The sequence below is a fragment of the Streptomyces sp. NBC_01255 genome (assembly GCF_036226445.1).
GTDB lineage: Bacteria > Actinomycetota > Actinomycetes > Streptomycetales > Streptomycetaceae > Streptomyces.
This window is the reverse complement of sequence record NZ_CP108474.1, coordinates 946,705-966,806: the sequence shown is the minus strand read 5'-3', so window position 1 is coordinate 966,806 and position 20,102 is coordinate 946,705. Positions and strand designations below refer to the sequence as shown.

17 protein-coding genes are annotated in these 20,102 nt (G+C 73.1%); 8 read left to right on the top strand and 9 right to left on the bottom strand.

The window, feature by feature from the left end; genetic code table 11:
• Positions 1-106 precede the first annotated feature (106 nt).
• Complete coding sequence (locus OG357_RS03955; protein WP_329619784.1) at positions 107-2,284, bottom strand: hypothetical protein; 2,178 nt, start codon at positions 2,282-2,284, stop codon at positions 107-109.
• An 86-nt stretch (positions 2,285-2,370) separates the two neighbouring features.
• On the bottom strand, positions 2,371-3,282 hold the full coding sequence (locus tag OG357_RS03950) for a LysR family transcriptional regulator (RefSeq protein WP_329619783.1): 912 nt from the start codon (positions 3,280-3,282) through the stop codon (positions 2,371-2,373).
• Between the two features lie 96 nt (positions 3,283-3,378).
• Here OG357_RS03950 and OG357_RS03945 point away from each other — a divergent pair, with 96 nt between their 5' ends.
• From OG357_RS03945 to OG357_RS03935, 3 genes are read left to right on the top strand one after another with little or no spacing between them, the layout of a single operon-like run.
• Positions 3,379-4,104, top strand: coding sequence for a succinate dehydrogenase (locus OG357_RS03945; protein ID WP_443066618.1), 726 nt, complete (start codon positions 3,379-3,381; stop codon positions 4,102-4,104).
• Positions 4,105-6,087 carry a fumarate reductase/succinate dehydrogenase flavoprotein subunit gene (locus OG357_RS03940; RefSeq protein ID WP_329619782.1) on the top strand — a complete coding sequence of 661 codons (1,983 nt, stop codon included), beginning with the start codon at positions 4,105-4,107 and terminating at the stop codon, positions 6,085-6,087.
• Positions 6,084-6,830 (top strand): succinate dehydrogenase/fumarate reductase iron-sulfur subunit, encoded by a 747-nt coding sequence (locus tag OG357_RS03935; RefSeq protein ID WP_317601387.1) that lies wholly within the window; start codon positions 6,084-6,086, stop codon positions 6,828-6,830. Before OG357_RS03940 ends, OG357_RS03935 begins: the two co-directional genes overlap by 4 nt.
• A 60-nt stretch (positions 6,831-6,890) precedes the next feature.
• On the opposite strand, the gene OG357_RS03930 is transcribed toward OG357_RS03935, so the two are convergent.
• Together OG357_RS03930 and OG357_RS03925 are read right to left on the bottom strand one after the other, a co-directional pair.
• A complete protein-coding gene (locus tag OG357_RS03930; protein ID WP_329619781.1) occupies positions 6,891-9,257 on the bottom strand; it encodes an excinuclease ABC subunit UvrA in 2,367 nt (788 codons plus the stop codon).
• Positions 9,258-9,270: 13 nt separating this feature from the next.
• Positions 9,271-10,332, bottom strand: a complete 1,062-nt coding sequence (locus OG357_RS03925) for an MsnO8 family LLM class oxidoreductase (RefSeq protein WP_329619780.1) — start codon at positions 10,330-10,332, stop codon at positions 9,271-9,273.
• 119 nt (positions 10,333-10,451) lie between these two features.
• Between OG357_RS03925 and OG357_RS03920 the strand changes: the two genes are divergently transcribed.
• Positions 10,452-10,940, top strand: coding sequence for a phosphatase domain-containing protein (locus OG357_RS03920; RefSeq protein WP_329619779.1), 489 nt, complete (start codon positions 10,452-10,454; stop codon positions 10,938-10,940).
• Between the two features lie 97 nt (positions 10,941-11,037).
• Here the strand turns inward: OG357_RS03920 and OG357_RS03915 are convergent, their stop codons facing one another.
• Complete coding sequence (locus OG357_RS03915; protein WP_329619778.1) at positions 11,038-11,253, bottom strand: dodecin; 216 nt, start codon at positions 11,251-11,253, stop codon at positions 11,038-11,040.
• Between the two features lie 278 nt (positions 11,254-11,531).
• Here OG357_RS03915 and OG357_RS03910 point away from each other — a divergent pair, with 278 nt between their 5' ends.
• The 3 genes from OG357_RS03910 (at position 11,532) to OG357_RS03900 (ending at position 14,842) form a co-directional block, all read left to right on the top strand.
• Complete coding sequence (locus OG357_RS03910) at positions 11,532-12,779, top strand: extracellular solute-binding protein (RefSeq protein ID WP_329619777.1); 1,248 nt, start codon at positions 11,532-11,534, stop codon at positions 12,777-12,779.
• A 138-nt stretch (positions 12,780-12,917) separates the two neighbouring features.
• The gene (locus OG357_RS03905) at positions 12,918-13,766 is read left to right on the top strand and encodes a GNAT family N-acetyltransferase (protein WP_329619776.1); all 849 of its coding nucleotides are present in this window, start codon (positions 12,918-12,920) and stop codon (positions 13,764-13,766) included.
• Positions 13,763-14,842 (top strand): lysophospholipid acyltransferase family protein, encoded by a 1,080-nt coding sequence (locus tag OG357_RS03900; RefSeq protein ID WP_329619775.1) that lies wholly within the window; start codon positions 13,763-13,765, stop codon positions 14,840-14,842. Before OG357_RS03905 ends, OG357_RS03900 begins: the two co-directional genes overlap by 4 nt.
• On the opposite strand, the gene egtD is transcribed toward OG357_RS03900, so the two are convergent.
• From egtD to egtA, 4 genes are read right to left on the bottom strand one after another with little or no spacing between them, the layout of a single operon-like run.
• Positions 14,737-15,702 carry an L-histidine N(alpha)-methyltransferase gene (gene egtD, locus OG357_RS03895; RefSeq protein ID WP_329619774.1) on the bottom strand — a complete coding sequence of 322 codons (966 nt, stop codon included), beginning with the start codon at positions 15,700-15,702 and terminating at the stop codon, positions 14,737-14,739. The genes OG357_RS03900 and egtD overlap by 106 nt on opposite strands.
• The gene (egtC, locus tag OG357_RS03890; protein ID WP_329619773.1) at positions 15,699-16,451 is read right to left on the bottom strand and encodes an ergothioneine biosynthesis protein EgtC; all 753 of its coding nucleotides are present in this window, start codon (positions 16,449-16,451) and stop codon (positions 15,699-15,701) included. Before egtC ends, egtD begins: the two co-directional genes overlap by 4 nt.
• Positions 16,451-17,782, bottom strand: a complete 1,332-nt coding sequence (gene egtB / locus OG357_RS03885; protein ID WP_329619772.1) for an ergothioneine biosynthesis protein EgtB — start codon at positions 17,780-17,782, stop codon at positions 16,451-16,453. The genes egtC and egtB overlap by 1 nt, the downstream gene beginning before the upstream one ends.
• On the bottom strand, positions 17,779-19,038 hold the full coding sequence (gene egtA / locus OG357_RS03880) for an ergothioneine biosynthesis glutamate--cysteine ligase EgtA (protein ID WP_329619771.1): 1,260 nt from the start codon (positions 19,036-19,038) through the stop codon (positions 17,779-17,781). Before egtA ends, egtB begins: the two co-directional genes overlap by 4 nt.
• 212 nt (positions 19,039-19,250) lie before the next feature.
• Here egtA and OG357_RS03875 point away from each other — a divergent pair, with 212 nt between their 5' ends.
• Entirely contained in the window at positions 19,251-20,081 is an 831-nt protein-coding gene (locus tag OG357_RS03875; RefSeq protein ID WP_329619770.1) for a TIGR02452 family protein, read from the top strand.
• Positions 20,082-20,102: the final 21 nt, after the last annotated feature.

Genomic DNA, 20,102 nt, shown 5'->3' with positions numbered 1-20,102 from the left:
AGCGGGGAGGCCGGGAAGAGATACGGGGGAGGAAAGCGGAGAGGCTATTTCATGGAAGATGAGAAGGAAGCCTCTCCATGGCCTCGCCCCGGAACGACCGTAGCACTCAGGCGGGCAGCAGGTCGCGCAGATTTTCCGGGGTGAACACACGCGAGCCCGCAGCCAGACCCTCCGGACGCTCCAGACCGATGTACGTGACCGGGGCGTCCGGCACCGTCCGGCCGTCCCACAGCGTCGTCCGCGCCCCCGACTCCTCCATCAGCGCCACGAGATGACCGACCGTCAGGGACGTGCGCCCCAGCAGGCCGCGCAGGAGGACCGCGATCGACACCCGGTGCCCCTCGACCTGGTTCGCCGACGGCGTGCCCCGCAGGCAGAGGTTGAGCCAGTGCGCGTGCCAGTGGCCCTCGTCGTCCCGCCGGAAGGCGAGCGGCAGGGCCACCCGGCCGGGGCCGCGCAGATCCGACTTCATGCGCACCGTACGCGGCTCGAACGGCCGGCCGCGCTGCTCGGACTCGCGCAGCATGTACCCGAAGAAGCCCTCCGCCACCTGGTCGAAGTCCTCACCCGAGTAGACGTGCACCTGCGGGACGATGAACGTGCCGCGCACCGCGCCGAGTCGCAGATCGATGAACTCCGAAGCCCCGTCCGGCGCGTTGGTGATGTCACCCGAGTGCCGGCCCTCGACGTCGGTCAGGGCCGTGTACGACAGCCAGGTCACCGTCGCGTAGTCCGCGTCCAGGACGAGCGCCGACAGATCGAGGTCGGTCGTGTACCGTGCCTGCCTCCAGTACATGAAGAACCGCAGCAGCTCCCCCTCGACCGGCGAGACCGAGCCGCGCGGCAGCACGCCGAGTCCCGCCGAGGCCGCCCGGCCGCTCAACGGCAGGGCGACACTCAGGACGTCGGGGTCGATCAACAGACGCCCCGGCGAGGGGAGTCGGCGCCGGGTCTCGGCGTCGAGGACCGCGATGAGCCGCTCGCGGTCGGAGTCCTCCAGCGGCGGACGCGTGTCGTCGGTGACCCAGGCCTTGCCCTCCCGGTTCACGAACAGCCGGCGCTCCCCGCCACTCCCGCCCGCGCGGTTCTCCAGGTGCTCGCGCACCGACAGGACGACCCGGCCCGACACCTCCGGCGCGGCCCGCTCGACCGCCGCGAGGACCGCCTCCCGCTCCTTGCCCTCCGCCGCGCCGCGCAGCAGCCGGTCCAGGGCGCGGAACAGGCGCCCCGGGGCCGCGGTGGCCAGCAGCTCCGCCACGCCCGCGACCTCGCCCCGGTCCAGCATCTCCTCCACGCGGCTGTCGAACGACGGCACCGTCCGCTCGCCCCGGGCGACGGCGAACACCTCGGCGGCGTGCGGCCAGTGCGGGTACTCGTGGGGGTGCAGCCGTTCCCCGAGGCGCTTCCACGCCTCCCCGTGCGCGGACACGTCCGAGAGCTTCGCCGGGGACGCGGCCACGACCGCGTCGAGCCCCGCGAGCAGGGTGCGGCGGTGCGGGCGGGACAGTGCGCGGAACCGGGTGGGCTCGCGCAGGGTGACATCACCCTCCGCAAGGGCGCAGGCCAGCCGCAGGACGTCGGTCACGGTGTCGAGCAGCGGGGCGGCGCCCACCCGCAGCCGGGCGTGGTTGACGACGGCGCGGTTCTCCCGGACCGTGATCGTCTCGGGCTGGGGGCCGTCCGCGCAGTGCTCGGCGAGCACGGCCAGATCACGCAGATGCTCCTCGCCGAGCGGGGTCGTGCTGCCGGCCAGGGCCAGATAGAGCGCGGTGACCTCGGTGTCCGCGTCCGCGCCGAGGTGCAGCACCGTCAGCCGGTCGCCGGCCGCCGCGATCAGCTCGTCGTGGACGGCGAGCATCTCCTCGTACGTGTGCTGGTAGCGGCCGTACGACGGGAGGGTCAGCAGGTCGAGGAGGCCGGCGCTCAGCTGGTCGAGCGCATGGGTGCGGGCGTCGCCGTCGGCGAACGCCTCGGCCACGCACGCCCTCCAGAAGTCGAGCGTGTCCGGCACGTTGTCCGGGAAGTCGACGAAGTAGGCGTTGTGCCGGACGTGGTCGCCGACGATGTCACGGACGGTCGCGAGAGTGCGGACGGCGGTCTCGACGACGGTCGGCCCGGCCAGCCCCGACAGGCGCTCGACCAGGTCGCCCGACAGCTTGAACCCTGCGGTCATCAGGGCCGCGTCGAGCCTGCGCGCGGCGGCGGCCCCGTCCCCGGCCGGACCGGTGGGGGAGGGGAGATGGTGGGTGTGCCGGACGACCAGGTGTTCGAGAGCGTGGACCATGGAGGCATGCTCGCAGCCGCCGACGGTCTGCCGCACGCGGATTTACGGGGGTTCAGGTGGAGCGGACGGGGCGGGTGACGACCGCCTCAGCCGATGTCCGCGGCCCGGTCCGGGCCGCTCCGCCGCGAGGCCAGCAGTATCCGCTGGAGCTCGCGCGCCGCCCTCGGGGGCGCCACGTCGCTCCGGTGCGCGAGCGCGATCGTACGCCGCAGCCCCGGCCGGGCGAGCGCCGTCACCCGCAGATCGCGGCCCGCCCGCGCCGCGACCATCGCCGGGACGACCGCGAGCCCGAGCCCCGCCCGGACGAAACCGAGCACCGCGTCCAGCTCCCCGCCCTCGACCGTGAACGTCGGCTCGAAACCCTCCGCCCGGCAGGCCGCCACGGTCAGTTCCCGCAGGTCGTAGCCGTGCCGGAACATCACGAGCGGCTGGTCCCGCAGGTCCTTGATCCGCACCGGACGCCCCGGCGCCGGAGCCGAGGCCGAGGTGACGACCACCAGGTCCTCCCGGAGCAGCTCGACCGTCGTCAGCGCCGGTGACGGGGACGGCAGCGGCAGCACCACCAGGGCCAGGTCGAGCGCCCCGCGCGCCAGCTCCCGTACGAGATCGTGCGAGCCGCCCTCCTCGATGAGGAGCTCGATTCCCGGGTGCAGGTCGTGGAAGGCGCGCAGCACGTCCGGGAGCAGCCCCGTGCACAGGCTCGGCGTCGCGCCGAGCCGCACCCTGCCCCGCTTGAGCTGCGCCAGCTCCTGCACCTCCAGCCGGGCCGTCTCCGTGTCGGCGAGGATCCGGCGCGCGAGCGGCAGCAGCGCCTCGCCCGCGTCGGTGAGCGTGATGTTCCCCCGGGCCCGGCTGAACAGCTCCGCGCCCAACTCCCCTTCCAGGGCCTTGATCTGCTGGGAGAGCGAGGGCTGCGAGACATGGACGCGCTCGGCCGCCCGCGTGAAGTGACGGGTCTCGGCCACGGCGACGAAGTAGAGGAGCTGCTGGAACTGCATGACCCCAGCGTAGGGGACACGGATAGGTTGTGCCTATCGAGATCAGCCGGACCATGTCTTGGACCTCTCGGGTCGTTCGGCCCTAGCGTCGGGGGCATGGCTCTGGCACCCACGAGGGACCGGACGACGGGCCGCCCGCCGTCCCCCACACCGTCACGCGGATTCCTGTCATCGACCCTCGGCAAGAAGACGGTCATGGCCGTCAGCGGGCTGCTCATGCTCGGCTATCTCGTCGCCCATGTCGCCGGCAACCTGAAGGTCTTCTTCGGCCCCGAGGAGTTCAACGCCTACGGCCACTGGCTGCGGGTGATGGGCGCCCCCGTCCTGCACCACGAGTGGGCCCTCTGGCTCGTCCGGATCGTGCTCCTCGCCGCCGTCGGCGCCCACGCCGTCTCCGCGTACCAGCTCAGCCGGCGCGACGTGAAGGCCCGCCCCACCGCGTACGTCCACCGCCGCAGGCGCGCCTCGTACGCCACCCGCACCATGCGCTGGGGCGGGATCATCCTCGCCCTCTTCATCGTCTGGCACATCCTCGACCTCACCACCGGCACCGTGCACCCCGGCGGCTTCGAGGAGGGCAAGCCCTACCAGAACGTCGTCGACACCTTCTCCACCTGGTACGGCAACGTCATCTACATCGTCGCCATGCTCGCCGTCGGCCTCCACGTCCGCCACGGCTTCTGGAGCGCCGCCCAGACCCTGGGCGTCGGCAACGCCCGCCGCGAGCGCCTCCTCAGGGCCGCCGCGAACACCCTCGCGCTCGTCCTGACCGCGGGCTTCGTCTCCGTACCCGTCGCCGTCATGACCGGAGTGGTGAGCTGAATGACCTACCTCGATTACCGCGTCGGCGAACCGCTCGCCGACACCACCGCCCCGGCAGGCCCCATCGCCGAACGCTGGGACACCCGCCGCTTCCAGGCCAAGCTCGTCAATCCCGCCAACCGCCGCAAGCACCGGATCATCGTCGTCGGCACCGGCCTCGCCGGCGGCTCCGCCGGCGCCACCCTCGCCGAACAGGGCTACCACGTCGTCCAGTTCTGCTTCCAGGACTCCCCGCGCCGCGCCCACTCGATCGCCGCCCAGGGCGGCATCAACGCCGCCAAGAACTACCGCAACGACGGCGACTCGATCCACCGCCTCTTCTACGACACCGTCAAGGGCGGCGACTTCCGCGCCCGAGAGTCCAACGTGCACCGCCTCGCCCAGATCTCCGTCGAGATCATCGACCAGTGCGTCGCCCAGGGCGTGCCCTTCGCCCGCGAGTACGGCGGACTCCTCGACACCCGCTCCTTCGGCGGCGTCCAGGTCTCCCGCACCTTCTACGCCCGCGGTCAGACCGGCCAGCAACTCCTGCTCGGCGCCTACCAGGCGCTGTCCCGGCAGATCGCCGCAGGCAACGTCGAGATGCACGCCCGTACGGAGATGCTCGACCTGATCGTCGTCGACGGCCGGGCCCGCGGCATCGTCGCCCGCGACCTGATCACGGGCGAGGTCTCCACCCACTACGCGGACGCGGTCGTCCTCGCCAGCGGCGGCTACGGGAACGTCTTCTACCTCTCCACCAACGCGATGAACTCCAACGCCACCGCCGTCTGGCGGGCCCACCGGCGCGGCGCGTACTTCGCCAACCCCTGCTTCACCCAGATCCACCCCACCTGCGTCCCGCGCACCGGCGACCACCAGTCCAAGCTGACCCTGATGAGCGAGTCCCTCCGCAACGACGGGCGCATCTGGGTCCCGAAGGCCCACGGGGACCGGCGGCCGGCGGCCGACATCCCCGAGGACGAGCGTGACTACTACCTGGAGCGGATCTACCCCTCCTTCGGCAACCTCGTCCCCCGCGACATCGCGTCGCGCGCCGCGAAGAACGTCTGCGACGAGGGCCGCGGCGTCGGCCCCGGCGGCCAGGGCGTCTACCTCGACTTCGCCGACGCGATCCGGCGCCTCGGCCGCAAGGCCGTCGAGGAGAGGTACGGCAACCTCTTCGACATGTACGAGCGGATCACCGCCGAGAACCCGTACGAGGTCCCCATGCGGATCTACCCCGCCGTGCACTACACGATGGGCGGACTCTGGGTCGACTACGACCTCCAGACCACCGTCCCCGGCCTCTTCGCCATCGGCGAGGCCAACTTCTCCGACCACGGGGCCAACCGGCTCGGCGCCTCCGCCCTCATGCAGGGCCTCGCCGACGGGTACTTCGTCCTCCCCGCCACCATCAACGACTACCTCGCCCGCCACCCGCACGCCGAGCCGGTCACCGACGACCACCCGGCGGTCCGGGACGTCCTCGCCGAGACCGAGGACCGGCTGAACCTCCTCCTCTCCGTCGACGGCGACCGCACCCCAGACTCCTTCCACCGCGAACTGGGCGAACTCATGTGGGAGTTCTGCGGCATGGCCCGCACGGAGGAGGGCCTGCGCAAGGCGCTCGCCCGGATCCCCGAGATCCGGGAGGAGTTCTGGCGCCGGATCAAGGTCCCCGGCACCGGCCAGGAGTTCAACCAGTCCCTGGAGAAGGCGAACCGCATCGTCGACTACCTGGAGCTGGCCGAGCTGATGTGCCTCGACGCGCTCCACCGGGCGGAGTCCTGCGGCGGCCACTTCCGCGAGGAGTCCCAGACGCCGGACGGCGAAGCGGCGCGCAGCGACGAGGAGTTCGCGTACGTGGCGGCCTGGGAATTCCGGGGCCCCGGGGGGCGCCCGCCGGGAGAGCACGGCACGGCGCCGGGCGCCTCCCCCGTCCTCCACAAGGAGGACCTCACCTTCGAGTACGTCCACCCCACCCAGCGGAGTTACGCATGAGGCTCACCCTGCGCGTCTGGCGCCAGCGGAACGCCGACGCCCCCGGCGCCATGTCCACCTACGACGTCGACGGCATCTCCGCCGACATGTCGTTCCTGGAGATGCTCGACACCCTCAACGAGGCCCTCATCCTGCGCGGCGAGGACCCCGTCGCCTTCGACCACGACTGCCGCGAGGGCATCTGCGGCGCGTGCAGCCTCGTCATCAACGGCGACGCCCACGGCCCCGAGCGCACCACCACGTGCCAGCTCCACATGCGCTCCTTCCGCGACGGCGACACGATCGACATCGAGCCCTGGCGTGCGGCGGCCTTCCCCGTCGTCAAGGACCTGGTGGTCGACCGCTCCGCCTTCGACCGCGTCATCCAGTCCGGCGGCTACATCAGCGCCCCCACGGGCTCGGCGCCCGAGGCCCACGCCACCCCCGTCCCGAAGGCCGACGCGGACTCCGCCTTCGAGCACGCGGAGTGCATCGGCTGCGGCGCCTGTGTCGCGGCCTGCCCCAACGGCTCGGCGATGCTCTTCACCTCGGCGAAGATCAACCACCTGAACGTCCTGCCGCAGGGTTCCCCGGAACGCGAGACCAGGGTCCTCGACATGGTGGCCCAGATGGACGCGGAGGGCTTCGGCGGCTGCACGCTGACGGGTGAGTGCGCGACGGCGTGCCCGAAGGGGATCCCGCTGCCGTCGATCGCGGCGATGAACAAGGAATGGCTGCGGGCGCGGCGGAAGGTGAAGGGGTAGGGGTAGGGGTAGGGGTAGGGGAGAAGGCGGGAGGAGCGGGGGCGGGGTGCTCCCGGGCGGTCATCCGCCGGCGAGCGCCCGGGCCAGGTACGGAGCCGTCCGGCTCGCCGGGGAGGCGGCCACCTCGGCCGGAGGGCCCTCCGACACCACCCGGCCGCCCTCGTCGCCGCCGCCCGGGCCCAGGTCGAGGACCCAGTCGGCGGTGGCGACCACGTCCATGTCGTGCTCGACGACGATCACGGAGTGGCCCGCGTCCACGAGGCCGTGGAGCTGACGCATCAGGACCTCGACATCCGCCGGGTGCAGCCCCGTCGTCGGCTCGTCCAGCACGTACAGCGTGGCGGAGCGGCGCGGACGCTGGAGCTCGGAGGCGAGCTTGATGCGCTGCGCCTCGCCGCCGGACAGCTCAGTGGCCGGCTGCCCGAGCCGCAGATAGCCGAGGCCCACCTCCAGCAGCGTCCGCAGGCTCCGGGCGGCGGCCGGGACGTCGTCGAAGAACTCCGCCGCCGACTCGACGGTGAGGTCCAGGACTTCGGCGATCGTGAGCCCGCGCAGCCGCACCTGAAGCGTCTCGGGGTTGTACCGCGCGCCGTGGCAGTCGGGGCACGGCGCGTAGGTGCTCGGCAGGAAGAGGAGCTCCACCGAGACGAAACCCTCGCCCTGGCAGGTCTCGCAGCGCCCGCCGGAGACGTTGAAGGAGAAGCGGCCCGCCTTGTAGCCGCGTGCCCGCGCCTCCTCCGTCTCGGTGAACAGCTTCCGCACGACGTCGAAGAGACCCGTGTACGTGGCGAGGTTGGAGCGTGGGGTCCGCCCGATCGGACGCTGGTCCACCGTCACCAGGCGGCCCACCCCGGGCAGTTCCTCGGTCAGCGCGCCGACGAGGGTCGACTTGCCCGAACCCGACACACCCGTCACGGCGGTGAGGACACCGAGCGGGAAGGCCGCGTCGACCGCCCGCAGATTGTGCCGGGTCACCGAGCCCGTACGCAGCCAGCCCGACGGAGCGCGCACCGTCCGCGCGGGCGCCGGCCGCCGGTCGAAGAGGAAGCGCCGGGTCGCGGACGCCTCGACGGCCGCCAGCTCCTGCGGCGGACCGCTGTGCAGGACGTGTCCGCCGTGCACCCCGGCGCGCGGCCCGACGTCGACGAGCCAGTCGGCGTGACGGACGACGTCGAGATGGTGCTCGACGACGAAGACCGAGTTCCCTGCCTCCTTCAGCCGGTCGAGGACCACGAGGAGCGCCTCGGTGTCGGCCGGGTGCAGACCGGCGGACGGCTCGTCGAGCACGTACACGACACCGAAGAGCCCCGCGCGCAGCTGGGTGGCGAGCCGCAGCCGCTGGAGCTCCCCGTTGGAGAGGGTCGGCGTCGCGCGGTCCAGGCTGAGGTAGCCGAGACCGAGTTCGGTGACCGTGGCGATCCGGGCGACGAGGTCCTCGGTGAGGACGCGCGCCGTCTCCTCGGTGCCCGTCTCCGTACCGCCCGTCGGCGTCGCCGAGAGGAGCCCGGCCAGGACCGTCAGCGGCAGCGCGGCCAGCTCGGCGATCGTCCGCCCCGCGAAGGTCACCGCGAGCGCCTCCGGGCGCAGCCGGCTGCCGCCGCACACCGGGCAGGGCGCACTCGACAGGAACCGCTCCGCCTTCGCCCGCAGCGTCGTGCTCTTCGAGTCCGCGAACGTCCGCAGGACGTACCGCCGGGCACTCATGTACGTGCCCTGGTAAGGGCGTTGGATGCGCTCCGCCTCCCGCACCGGGTGCACCGTGACCACCGGCTGCTCCTCGGTGAAGAGGATCCACTCCCGGTCCTTCGCGGCCAGCTCGCGCCACGGCCGGTCGACGTCGTACCCGAGGGTGTCCAGGACGTCCCGCAGGTTTTTCCCCTGCCAGGCGCCCGGCCAGGCGGCGATGGCACCTTGACGGATCGACAGATCCTGATCCGGGACGAGGAGTTCCTCGCTCGTCTCGTGGATCCGGCCGATGCCGTGGCACGAAGGGCACGCGCCCGTCGCCGTGTTGGGGGAGAAGGCGTCGGAGTCGAGCCGGGCCGCGCCCTCCGGGTAGCGGCCGGCCCGCGAGAACAGCATCCGCAACGAGTTGGAGAGCGTCGTCACCGTGCCGACCGAGGAGCGGGCGTTCGGCGAGGACCGGCGCTGTTCCAGGGAGACCGCCGGGGGCAGCCCGCTGATCTCGCCGACCGCGGGCGCCCCCACCTGATGGATCAGCCGCCGCGCGTACGGCGCGACCGATTCGAAGTAGCGCCGCTGCGCCTCCGCGTAGATCGTCCCGAAGGCGAGCGACGACTTGCCCGAACCGGACACCCCGGTGAAGGCGACGAGTGCGTCGCGCGGGATGTCGACGTCGACCCCGGCGAGGTTGTGCTCGCGGGCGCCGCGGACACGGACGTACGGATCGTGGGGTCTGTCACGCATGCATCGATATTAGCTACTGCTCCCTGTTTGCCCCGGTCGGGTGGGTGGTGGCCGGCGCCGTCAGGCCGACGGCCCGCGCAAGCCCGCGGTACGAGTCGCTCAGCGCCGCCCGGTCGTACGTGCTCGTGGTCACCAGCACCTCCTGGGCCCCGGTCTCCTTCACGGCCCGCTCCAGCGCCTCGGCCACCTGCTCCTCCGTGCCGTGCACATGACCCACGAGACCGGACTCGTAGAAGCCGCGCTGCTTCTCCGTCATCCGGCCGGTCAGCGCCGGCTCCTCGATCCGCTCGGGCGGGGCGAGCGGCGGGAACACGCCGCGGGTGCGGGAGTACGCGAGGGACCAGGCCTCCGGCATCAGCAGCCGGCGGGCCGCCGCCTCGCTGTCCGCCACCACGACCGTCCCGGCCACGACCACGTACGGCTCGGCGGCCCACGGGGAGGGACGGAAGGCGGAGCGGTACGTGTCGACGGCGGCGAGGACGCGGTCCCGGCCCCGCAGGTCGCCGATGACCAGCGGAAGGCCGGCCGCCGCGGCGATCGCCGCGCCCTCGCCCGTCGCGAGGACGAACGGCGGGACCCGCAGGCCCTCCGCGGGCCGGGCGTGCACCTGCGGATGGGCCGTCTGCTCTCCGGTGAACCAGCCGAGGAGCTCGTCGAGCTGCTCCCCGAACCGGTCGGCGTCCTCCTTGTCGCGCCCGAGGGCCCGCCGGATGCCGTCCGTGAAACCGACCGAGCGGCCGACGCCCATGTCGATCCGGCCGGGGAAGAGGGACTCCAGGACCCCGAACTGCTCGGCCACGACCAGCGGCTGGTGGTTGGGCAGCATCACCCCGCCCGTGCCGACCCGCACGGTGGACGTCGAGGCGGCCACCGCGGCGGCGAGCACCGTCGGCGCCGAGCCGGCGACCCCGGGCACGCTGTGGTGCTCCGACACCCAGAACCGGTGGTAGCCGAGGGCCTCCACCTCCTGGGCGAGGCGCACGGTGTCGCGCAGCGCCTGTGGGGCGTCCTCGCCCTCCCGCGTGCGGGAGCGGTCGAGGACGGAGAATCGGATGCCGTCGAGGAAGGTGCTCACGTACGGTCCAACGCCGGGAGCGGCGAGGGATTCCCGGCACGGGGTGTCGGGTCCGGGGTCCGCGGGCGCGGGCCGGAAAGCGTGAGGCGGCGGCGTACACCTGCTCCTACGCTGGGGCCGTGACACGCGACACCCGGCCACTGGCCGTCTTCGACCTGGACAACACCCTCTCCGCGACCGCCCACCGCCAGCACTTCCTGGAGGCGCGGCCCAAGGACTGGCGCGGCTTCTTCGCGGCGGCGCCCGACGATCCGCCGCTGGCGGAGGGCGTCGAGCTGTGCCGTGACGCGGCCGAGGAGTGCGAGGTGGTCTACCTGACCGGGCGGCCGGAGCGCTGCCGGCGGGCCACCGTGGCCTGGCTGGCAGCGCAGGGGCTGCCGGAGGGCCGGATCCACATGCGGGGCGACCGGGACTTCAGGCCGGCCAGGGTGACCAAGGTGGAGGTGCTCCGGCGGCTCGGCGCCGACCGTGAGATCCGGATGCTCGTCGACGACGACGCACTGGTCTGCGACGCGGCGGAGGCGGCCGGGTTCCGCGTCGTACGCGCCCACTGGGCGGTTTCGTCGGAGGTGCTGACGGACGCCCAGGAGAAGGAGGGCCGGACCTGATCCGCCCGGCCACCCGGGCTCGGTCGTCCGTCGGGCGCCGCTCGTCGGACGTCGCTCGTCGGACGTCGCTCGTCGGACGTCGTTCCCTCGCCGTCCGTCAGCTCTCGTCCTCCAGGCGGAAGCCGACCTTGAGCCCCACCTGGTAGTGCTCGATCGCGCCTTCGACGATATGGCCGCGGACCTGCGTGACCTCGAACCAGTCGAGGCCCCGCAGCGTCTGCGCGGCGCGGTTGATGCCGTTGCGGATGGCTTCGTCGACGCCTTCGGTGGACGTCCCGACGATCTCGGTGACGCGGTAGGTGTGATTCGACATGGGGGCCGAACTCCTCTCGGTGCGTCCCTCCACCGTGCCCCAGGCCGGGGCGGCGCGCGACAGGACGGCCTCCGTACGGCGTGCGGTCGCTTACCGAAGGTAAGGCTCCGGTTCGTCCATCCGGAGGCTGAAACGAGATGGTCAAGGACTTGACCACTTCGTTGGTCCAGACCAGAATCCAGGCCACATACCCGCGCGAACACCCCGTTCGGTCCCCCCACGTCGGGTCAGCCCCCAATGCCGCACGAACCTGTGCAGAACCGCAGAAGGTGACCTACGTGAAGAACCGCCATCTGGCCTGCCCCTTGGCAGCCGCCACCGCGCTCGCGCTCGCCGGTTGCGGGATGATGCCGGGCGGGAGCGAGACGAAGACCGTCAACATCTGGCTCATGCGGGACAGCGCCAGCGAGGACTTCCTCACGCGCTTCACCGAGGCCTACGAGGAAGAGCACGACGGCGTCGACCTCAAGATCAGCATCCAGGACTGGACCGGCATCGGGAAGAAGGTCACCGAGGCCATCGAGGGACCCGGCGGACCCGACATCATCGAGGTCGGCAACACCCAGGTCGCCCAGTACGCCGACACCGACAAGCTCTACGACCTCACCCTGGAGTCCGTCCGCGACCTGGGCAGCGAGGACTGGCTGCCCGGTCTCGCCCAGCCGGGCAGGATCGGCGGGTCCCAGTACGGCATTCCCTGGTACGCGGCCAACCGCATCGTCATCTACAACAAGGACCTGTTCCGGGACGCCGGGATCGACAAGCCGCCGACCACCCGCGCCGAGTGGCTCGCCGACACCGAGAAGCTCAACCGCGGCGGCTCCCAGGGCATCTACCTCGCAGGCCAGGACTGGTACACCCTCTCCGGCTTCATCTGGGAGGAGGGCGGCGAACTCGCCGTCGACAAGGGCGGCGAGTGGACCGGCGCCCTCGGCAGCCCCGCGGCCCTGCGCGGCATGGCCTTCTACAAGGACCTCCAGTCCCTCGGCACCGGCCCCAAGAACGCCGACGAGCAGAACCCGCCGCAGGCCGACGTCTTCGCCAAGGGCGACGTCGCCCAGATCATCGCCACGACCAGTGCCGTCGCGCCGATCCTGAAGGCCAACCCGGACCTCAAGGACAAGCTCGGCTTCTTCGCGATGCCCGGCAAGAAGGCCGGCCAGCCCGGCGCCGTCTTCACCGGCGGCTCCGACCTCATCATCCCGGAGAACGCACCCCAGCGCGGCGCCGCCCTCGACGTCGTCAAGGCGCTCGCCGGCGAGAAGTGGCAGACCGAACTCGCCCGCGCCATGGGGTACGTGCCCAACAAGAAGGGCCTCGCCTCCGTCGTCTCCGGCCAGGAGGCGACCGCCGTCATGGCGGCGGCCGCCGCCCGCGGCCGCGCCACCCCCAACTCCCCGCAGTGGGCCAATGTCGAGGCCGACAACCCCATCAAGCCGTACATGACGGCCGTCCTCCAGGGCGAGGACCCGGCACAGGCCGCCGCGAAGGCCTCGGCCGAGATCTCGGACACCCTCGCCGAATAGCATTCAGCGTTCGCACATCCGCGAGCCCCCGGACGGTCATGTCGAATCCAGCCGGTGACGGAAGAAGTAAGGAGCCGGGCCACCGCTCACGCGGCCCGGTCCCGCCCCTTCACCTTCCGTCCGCCGGAGGAGCCCGACATGACCGCACCGTCGCCCACACTCGCCGTCCCCGCCGGGACCGGGTCCGTCCCCACCGGGTCCGTCCCCGCCCAGCCCCAGCCGCGACCCCAGCCCCAGGCCGGGCCCGAGCAGCCCACGCCCCGGTACGTGGTCGGCCTCGCCCGTGACCAGGAGGACGTACGGGCCGCCCAGCGGCTGCGCCACCAGGTCTTCGCCGGCGAACTCGGCGCCCGGCTCGACGGCCCCGACCCCGGCCTCGACTCCGACGCCTTCGACGCGTACTGCGACCACCTGCTCGTACGGGACGAGGCCACCGGCGACGTCGTCGGCACCTACCGGATCCTGCCGCCCGAGCGGGCCGCCGTAGCCGGACGCCTCTACTCCGAGAGCGAGTTCGACCTCACCCGGCTCGCCCCCGTCCGCCACGACCTCGTGGAGGTCGGCCGGTCCTGCGTCCACCCCGCCCACCGCAACGGCGCCGTCATCTCCCTCATCTGGGCCGGCCTCGCCCGCTACATGACCCGGACCGGCCACAACTGGCTCGCCGGCTGCTGTTCGGTCCCCCTCACCGACGGCGGCGTCCTCGCCGCCTCCACCTGGGACACGGTCAAGGCCAAGCACCTCGCCCCCGAGGAGTACTGGGTCACCCCGCACAAGCTCTGGAACTCCGACGGCATCGCCCGCCCCGCAGGCCGCACCGAACTCCCGCCGCTGCTGCGCGGCTACCTCCGCCTCGGCGCCTGGGTCTGCGGCGCCCCCGCCCACGACCCCGACTTCGGCGTCGCCGACCTGTACGTCCTGCTCTCCCTGCGCCGCACCAACCCGCGCTACCTCAACCACTTCCTGTCGCTCGCCCCCGCCCAGTGAACGGGACCACGGCGCCCTCGCCGTGGCTCCCCACGGCGCCCTGCACCCCGGGCCACTGCGCCGCCCACCCCGACCCGGTCGCCCGCCACGGGGCCCGCGCCGCGGGCACCGCCCTGGCCGCGATGCGGCTGGCAGCCGGGATCGGCGCGGTCCTCCTCGGCATCCTGTGCATGCCGGCCACCGGGCTCCTGCCGACGCCGGTGCGGCTCGCCCTCGTCCGGTACTGGGTACGGTCCGTGGTCCGCGCCTTCGGCGTGCGCGTCCGCTTCGACGGGGCCGCCGCCCCGGCCGAAGGGCCGCTCCTCGTCGTCGCCAACCACGTCTCCTGGCTGGACATCCCGCTCATCGCGGCCGTCCTCCCCGGCCGGATGGTCGCCAAGGCCGAGGTCCGCCGCTGGCCGGTCCTCGGCACCCTCGCCGCGCTCGGCGGGACCCTCTTCATCGACCGCGACCGGCTCAGGGACCTGCCCGGCACCGTGCGCACGATGGCCGCCGTGCTCGCCGGCGGCGGCCGGGTGATCGTCTTCCCGGAGGGGTCGACCTGGTGCGGCCGGGCCGGAGGCCGCTTCCGGCCCGCCGCGTTCCAGGCCGCGCTGGACGGCGGGGCCGACGTCCAGCCCGTACGGATCGACTACCGGCCCACCAGTGCCGCCGCCTACGTGGGCGACGATCCACTGGGCGCCTCCCTGTGGCGGCTCGTCACCATGCGCGGAGTCACCGCCGACGTACGGCTACTGGACCCGCTGTCGGGTACGCGCTTCCCGGACCGGCGGTCCCTGGCCGCTGCGGCTCAGCGGGCCGTCACGGAGGCCGCAGCCACACCGCGCGTCCCCAAGCCGCGTGCCCTCGCACCGCGCGCCCTCAAGCCGCGCGCCCTCGCACCGCGCGCCCTCGCACCGCGCGCCCTTGCCGCGCGCGCCCTCCCCGTACGCGTCCTCACCGGGCGCGCCCTCGGAGCTCGCGTCGTCGCTCAGCGTGCCGTCGCGAGCGACAGCGCGAACCTGCCCTCGTCGTCCGTCCACCAGCGGGACAGGTCGAGCCCCGCCTCCGCCAGCTCGTCCCGCACTCCTGCCTGACGGAACTTCGCCGACACCTCCGTCCGTACCTCCTCGCCCGCCGCGAAGGGCACCACGAGATCCAGCTCCGGGATCTTCACCGTGAGCGCGTGCCGCGCGCGCAGCCGCATCTCGATCCACTCCCGGTCCCGGTCCCAGACCGCCACGTGCTCGAAATCGTCCGGATCCGCGTCGGCGCCGAGCTCCCGGCCGATCACGGACAGCACGTTCTTGTTGAACGCCGCCGTCACCCCGGCCGCGTCGTCGTACGCGGCGACGAGCGTCTCCTCGTCCTTCACCAGATCCGTGCCGAGCAGCAGGGCGTCGCCCGGCGTGAGCATCGACCGGACCGAGCGCAGGAACGTCCGCCGCTCCTCGGGGAGCAGATTGCCGATCGTGCCCCCGAGGAAGGCCACCAGCCGCGGACCGGGCGTCCCCGGCAGCGCGAGCCCCCGGGTGAAGTCGGCCACCAACGCGTGCACGTGCAGCTCCGGCCGGTCGGCGAGCAGCGACTCGGCCGCCCCGGTCAGCGCGGACTCGCTCACGTCCACCGGCACGTAGGCGTCCAGACCGGGCAGGAGCGCGTCGATCAGGAACCGCGTCTTCTCGGAGGAGCCGGAGCCCAGCTCGACCAGGGTCCTGGCCCCGGTGGCGGCGGCGATCTCCGGCGCCCGCGCGATCAGGATCTCCCGCTCCGCCCGCGTCGGGTAGTACTCGGGCAGCCGGGTGATCTCCTCGAACAGCTCGCTGCCCCGGGCGTCGTAGAACCACTTCGGCGGCAGCGCCTTGGGGGAGCGGGTCAGCCCGTGGAGGACGTCGGCGCGCAGATCGGCGCCCGCGGCGTCGGGGGCGAGGGTACGGGTCAGCTGGAACGGACTCACGCGGACGGCTCCTTGAGCGGGGTGAGGGTGACATCGCCGCGGTCGGCGGTCACGAGCGTGTGCTCGGGGACCTCGCGCCACCGCGGATCGTCGTCGTACGGTTCGGAGGCCACGACCACACGGCCGGGGCCCGTCAGGTACCAGAGGCTGTTCCCCCAGGTCGTCGCGGCGACGGTGGCGCCGTCGGTGAGCAGCAGGTTCAGCGAGGAACCGGGCGCCGCGGCGGCGGCCTCCCGCACGGTGTCGGCCAGGGCCGTGCCCGGCGCGTCCCCGGCCCGCAGCCGGTGCAGCACGAGCGCCCACAACAGCGCCGAGTCGGTGCGCGCCTCCAGGCTCAGCAGCGCGTCGACCGGGAGCGCGCCGGCCGTCGAGGCCAGAGAGCCGGGCCAGCCCGTGACGGCGCCGTTGTGGCTGAACAGCCAGGGGCCCGCGGTGAACGGAGCGGCCGCGGCCTCCCCGTCGGCGCCGGGCAGCGTGGCGCCCCGTACCGCCGCGAGCAGCGCCCCGGAGCGGACCACCCGGGCGAGGTCAGCGAAGGAGAGGTCGCCCCAGATCGGCCCCGCGCGCCGGTACCGCGCGGGCACCGGATCCCCCTCCGCGTACCAGCCCACCCCGAAGCCGTCGGCGTTCACGACACCGCTCGTCTGGGTACGCGGTTCCCAGGACTGGCGCAGCAGAGCGTGCTCCGGCCGGACCAGCAGCTCGCCCAGCGCCACCGGCCCGCCCACGTACGCGAGATGACGGCACATCAGTCGAGCTCCGCGGTCCGTGCCGTGCGGAAGCCGGAGAAGATCTGACGCCGCACCGGCAGGTCCCAGTTGCGGAAGGTGCCCCGGCAGGCGACCGCGTCCACCGCGAACGACCCGCCGCGCAGCACCTTGTGCTCCGGTCCGAAGAACACCTCCGAGTACTCCTTGTACGGGAAGGCCGTGAAGCCGGGGTACGGCAGGAAGTCGCTCGCCGTCCACTCCCACACGTCGCCGATCAACTGCCTTACGCCGTGCGGCGAGGCACCCTCCGGATAGCTGCCCGCGGCGGCCGGCCGCAGGTGCCGCTGCCCGAGGTTCGCGTGCTCGGGACCGGGATCGGCGTCGCCCCACGGGTAGCGGCGCGAGCGCCCCGAGACCGGGTCGTAGCGGGCGGCCTTCTCCCACTCGGCCTCGGTGGGGAGCCTGCGCCCGGCCCAGCGCGCGTACGCGTCCGCCTCGTACCAGCTCACGTGCAGGACCGGCTCGTCCACCGGTACGGGTTCGGTCACCCCGAAGCGGCGGCGCAGCCACTGCCCGCCGTCCCGGCGCCAGAACAGCGGCGCTTCGATGCCGTGCTCCCGGATCTGCGCCCATCCCTCGGGCCGCCACCAGCGCCGGTCCGTGTACCCGCCGTCCGCCATGAAGGCCAGATATGCGCCGTTCGTGACGGGGGTGGTGTCGACGAAGAAGGCCGGGACGACCCGGGCGTGGGCCGGGCGTTCGTTGTCCAGTGCCCACGGTTCGTCCGACGTGCCCATGGCGAACGGGCCGCCGGGGACGAGGACTTCGGCGGGCAGTGGACCGGACCGCGCGGCCGGTGGCGGGGGAGCGGTCAGCGCCGCCGGCCCTTTACGCAGCTGATGGGTGATCAGCATGGTCTCGTCGTGCTGCTGCTCGTGCTGGGCGATCATGCCGAACGCGAAACCGTCGTCGAGCAGCGGCCGCCCCTCCAGCGGGGCGGTCTCCAGCACGTCGAGGATCCTCAGGCGGACGTCCGCGGCGTAAGCGCGGGCCTCGCCGGGCGCGAGCAGGGGCAGCGAGGGGCGGCTGGCGCGCGGGTGCTCGAACGCGTCGTAGAGGGAGTCGATCTCCGGCCGCAGGGCGTCCCGCCCCGCGACGGCCCGCCACAGCCACTGCTCCTCCTGGTTGCCGATGTGCGCCAGGTCCCAGACCAGGGGCGACATCAAAGGCGAGTGCTGCGCGGTGAGTTCGCCGTCCTCGACGCAGGAGGTGAGGAGGGCCGTGCGCTCCCGCGCGACGGTCAGGGCGTCCACGGCCCGGGCGCGCAGCACCTCCGGATCGATCCCGGTGCTCCGCTCGGTCCCGGTCATGACGTCACCGCCTGAAGCTCGTCGGCCGGACAGCTCCCGGGGATCACGTACCGCTCCTGGAAGGCGACGACGGCCCGCCGCACCTCCTCGCTCGCCCCGATCCGCGGCAGCGCCTCGACGGCGGCCGCGAAGACCCCGCGGGCGGCGGCGTGCAGTCCGGGATCGGCGAGGCCGTCGCGCGCCGCCGCGAGCCACAGCGGATTGCGGGGCGCCGGACCAGGACCGGCCTGCTCCGCGAGGGGCTGGACCGCCCGGTACACGGTCTCCGCGGCCTCCGGGTCCTCGAAGACGGCCGTCGTCACGGCCACCGGCACCACCCAGCCGTCCGGGCCGGGCTGCGCGTCGATCATCCGCAGCTCCAGATGGCCGCGCGGCCGGACCGGCGGGAAGAGCGTCGTCAGGTGGTAGCGCAGATCCTCGAGGTCCGCGGGGCGGGGGGCGCCGGTGCGCAGCCACTCGCGGAAGGTCAGCCCCTCCGGCACCGCCCACGGCCCCTCGGCGGCCCGTACGCACATCACCGGCGTGTCCAGGACGTGCGCGGTCCACTCGTCGCGGGGCTTCCCGTCCGGCCGGGGAGCGAGGGCCCGCCGCGGGTCGAGCTCCGTCCACAGCGCCTGGCGCGTCGAGCGCCAGCCGGTCCGACGGCCGCCGTGCAGCGGGGAGTTGGCGAAGACCGCCACGAGCACCGCGCCGAGGAGGTGGGCGAGCCGCCAGCGCCGGTGGTAGCCGAGCGGACCCGGCTCGTCGAGCCCTGCGTCGAGACAGACCTGCACGGAGGCCGAGTCGCACATCATCGCCCGCCCGGCCGGTCCCGTACGGTCGAGCACGATCTCCATGGCGTCGTACCGCGGCTCGTGCAGCACCCGGCCGCGCGGCGCGTGCCAGGGGTCCACCCCGTAGCCGCTCAGGGTGAGACCGAGCGGTCCGAGCGCCTCCCGTACCGAGCGCAGATCGGCGGCGAGCGAGTCGAGACACTCCATCAGCGACCCGGCCGGACGCGAACTGAGCTCCAGCTGACCGCCCGGTTCGAAGGTGAGTGCCGAGACGAGCGGCAAGGACCGTACGGTGCTGAGCGCGGCGGCCAGTCTCGGCGGCCGTACGGGCAGGCGGGGGTCGCGCAGATCATGGACGAGCCACTCCAGCTCGGCCCCCACCGTGCGGGGTGGGCCTGTCTTGAAACAGATGCCGCGCAGCAGGTCCTCCGCCTCCGCCTCGGTGAGTGGGGGGCCGCCACGCGGTGTGCCGCTCGCTGCCATCCGTGCACCTCCTGATCCACGGGACAGGCCGGGTAAGGCCGGCCCCGGAAGCCGCTGCTTCCACCTAAAGCCACCGCCGACGCGCGTGCAAGAGCGCCCTCCGCAGGCCGCACGCGCCCCCTGTGCCCCTGTTGGCCCGAAACTTCCCGCCCCGGCGGAAACCTCGGAAAATCCGTTGTCCCGGCGAAGAGGGAACGATCATGCTGGCGGCCATGAGCGCACGACTGCGGGAGATCGCGCGGCGGACCGAGGAGATCGTGGCCGCGGGCGAGTACCGGGCCCCGGACGGCCGGATCGTCTCCCTCGCCGAAGACCTGGCCGCCGCACTGGCCGGAACCCGCCTCCACGGCCCCGAACCCGTCCCCGTCACCCCCGACACCGACCGCACGGCCACCCTGGACGTCACCGGCGAGAGCAGCCTGGCCGCCGCGCGCCGCATGGTCTCGGCCGGCCCCGCCCGCCCGGTCGCCGTCCTGAACTTCGCCTCCGCCCGCAACCCCGGCGGCGGCTACCTCAACGGCGCCCAGGCCCAGGAAGAGGCCCTCTGCCGGGCCTCCGCCCTCCACGCCACGCTGCTCCGCGCCCCCGGCTACTACGCCCACCACCGCGAGAACCGCGACGCCTTCTACACCGACCGGGTCATCCACTCGCCCCGGGTCCCGGTCTTCCGCGACGAACGCGGCGCACTGCTCGCCGAGCCGTTCACGGTCGGCTTCCTCACCTCGCCGGCACCCAACGCGGGCGTCGTCCGCCGCAACACCCCCGAACTGGCCCCACGGCTCCCGGCGGCCCTGGCCTCCCGCGCCGAACGGGTCCTGGAGACGGCCGCCGCGGCCGGATACCGACGGCTCGTGCTCGGAGCCTGGGGCTGCGGGGTGTTCCAGAACGACCCGGCGGAAGTCGCCGGAGCCTTCAAGGCGCTGCTCACGGGGGACGGCCGGTTCGCGGGCCACTTCGAGGAGATCGTCTTCGCCGTCCTGGACCGCTCCTCCGGCGCGCGGACGCTCGCCGCCTTCGCCCGGGTCTTCGACCGACCCGTCTGACGTGCGGATCCGCTGAAATGC

What these genes read in the sequence shown, in the direction of transcription:
- OG357_RS03955 (WP_329619784.1), bottom strand. Translation starts at nt 2,284, where the DNA reads ATGGTCCACGCTCTCGAACACCTGGTCGTCCGGCACACCCACCATCTC.
- OG357_RS03950 (WP_329619783.1), bottom strand. Translation starts at nt 3,282, where the DNA reads ATGCAGTTCCAGCAGCTCCTCTACTTCGTCGCCGTGGCCGAGACCCGT.
- OG357_RS03945 (WP_443066618.1), top strand. Translation starts at nt 3,379, where the DNA reads ATGGCTCTGGCACCCACGAGGGACCGGACGACGGGCCGCCCGCCGTCC.
- OG357_RS03940 (WP_329619782.1), top strand. Translation starts at nt 4,105, where the DNA reads ATGACCTACCTCGATTACCGCGTCGGCGAACCGCTCGCCGACACCACC.
- OG357_RS03935 (WP_317601387.1), top strand. Translation starts at nt 6,084, where the DNA reads ATGAGGCTCACCCTGCGCGTCTGGCGCCAGCGGAACGCCGACGCCCCC.
- OG357_RS03930 (WP_329619781.1), bottom strand. Translation starts at nt 9,257, where the DNA reads ATGCGTGACAGACCCCACGATCCGTACGTCCGTGTCCGCGGCGCCCGC.
- OG357_RS03915 (WP_329619778.1), bottom strand. Translation starts at nt 11,253, where the DNA reads ATGTCGAATCACACCTACCGCGTCACCGAGATCGTCGGGACGTCCACC.
- OG357_RS03905 (WP_329619776.1), top strand. Translation starts at nt 12,918, where the DNA reads ATGACCGCACCGTCGCCCACACTCGCCGTCCCCGCCGGGACCGGGTCC.
- egtC (WP_329619773.1), bottom strand. Translation starts at nt 16,451, where the DNA reads ATGTGCCGTCATCTCGCGTACGTGGGCGGGCCGGTGGCGCTGGGCGAG.
- egtB (WP_329619772.1), bottom strand. Translation starts at nt 17,782, where the DNA reads ATGACCGGGACCGAGCGGAGCACCGGGATCGATCCGGAGGTGCTGCGC.
- egtA (WP_329619771.1), bottom strand. Translation starts at nt 19,038, where the DNA reads ATGGCAGCGAGCGGCACACCGCGTGGCGGCCCCCCACTCACCGAGGCG.
- OG357_RS03875 (WP_329619770.1), top strand. Translation starts at nt 19,251, where the DNA reads ATGAGCGCACGACTGCGGGAGATCGCGCGGCGGACCGAGGAGATCGTG.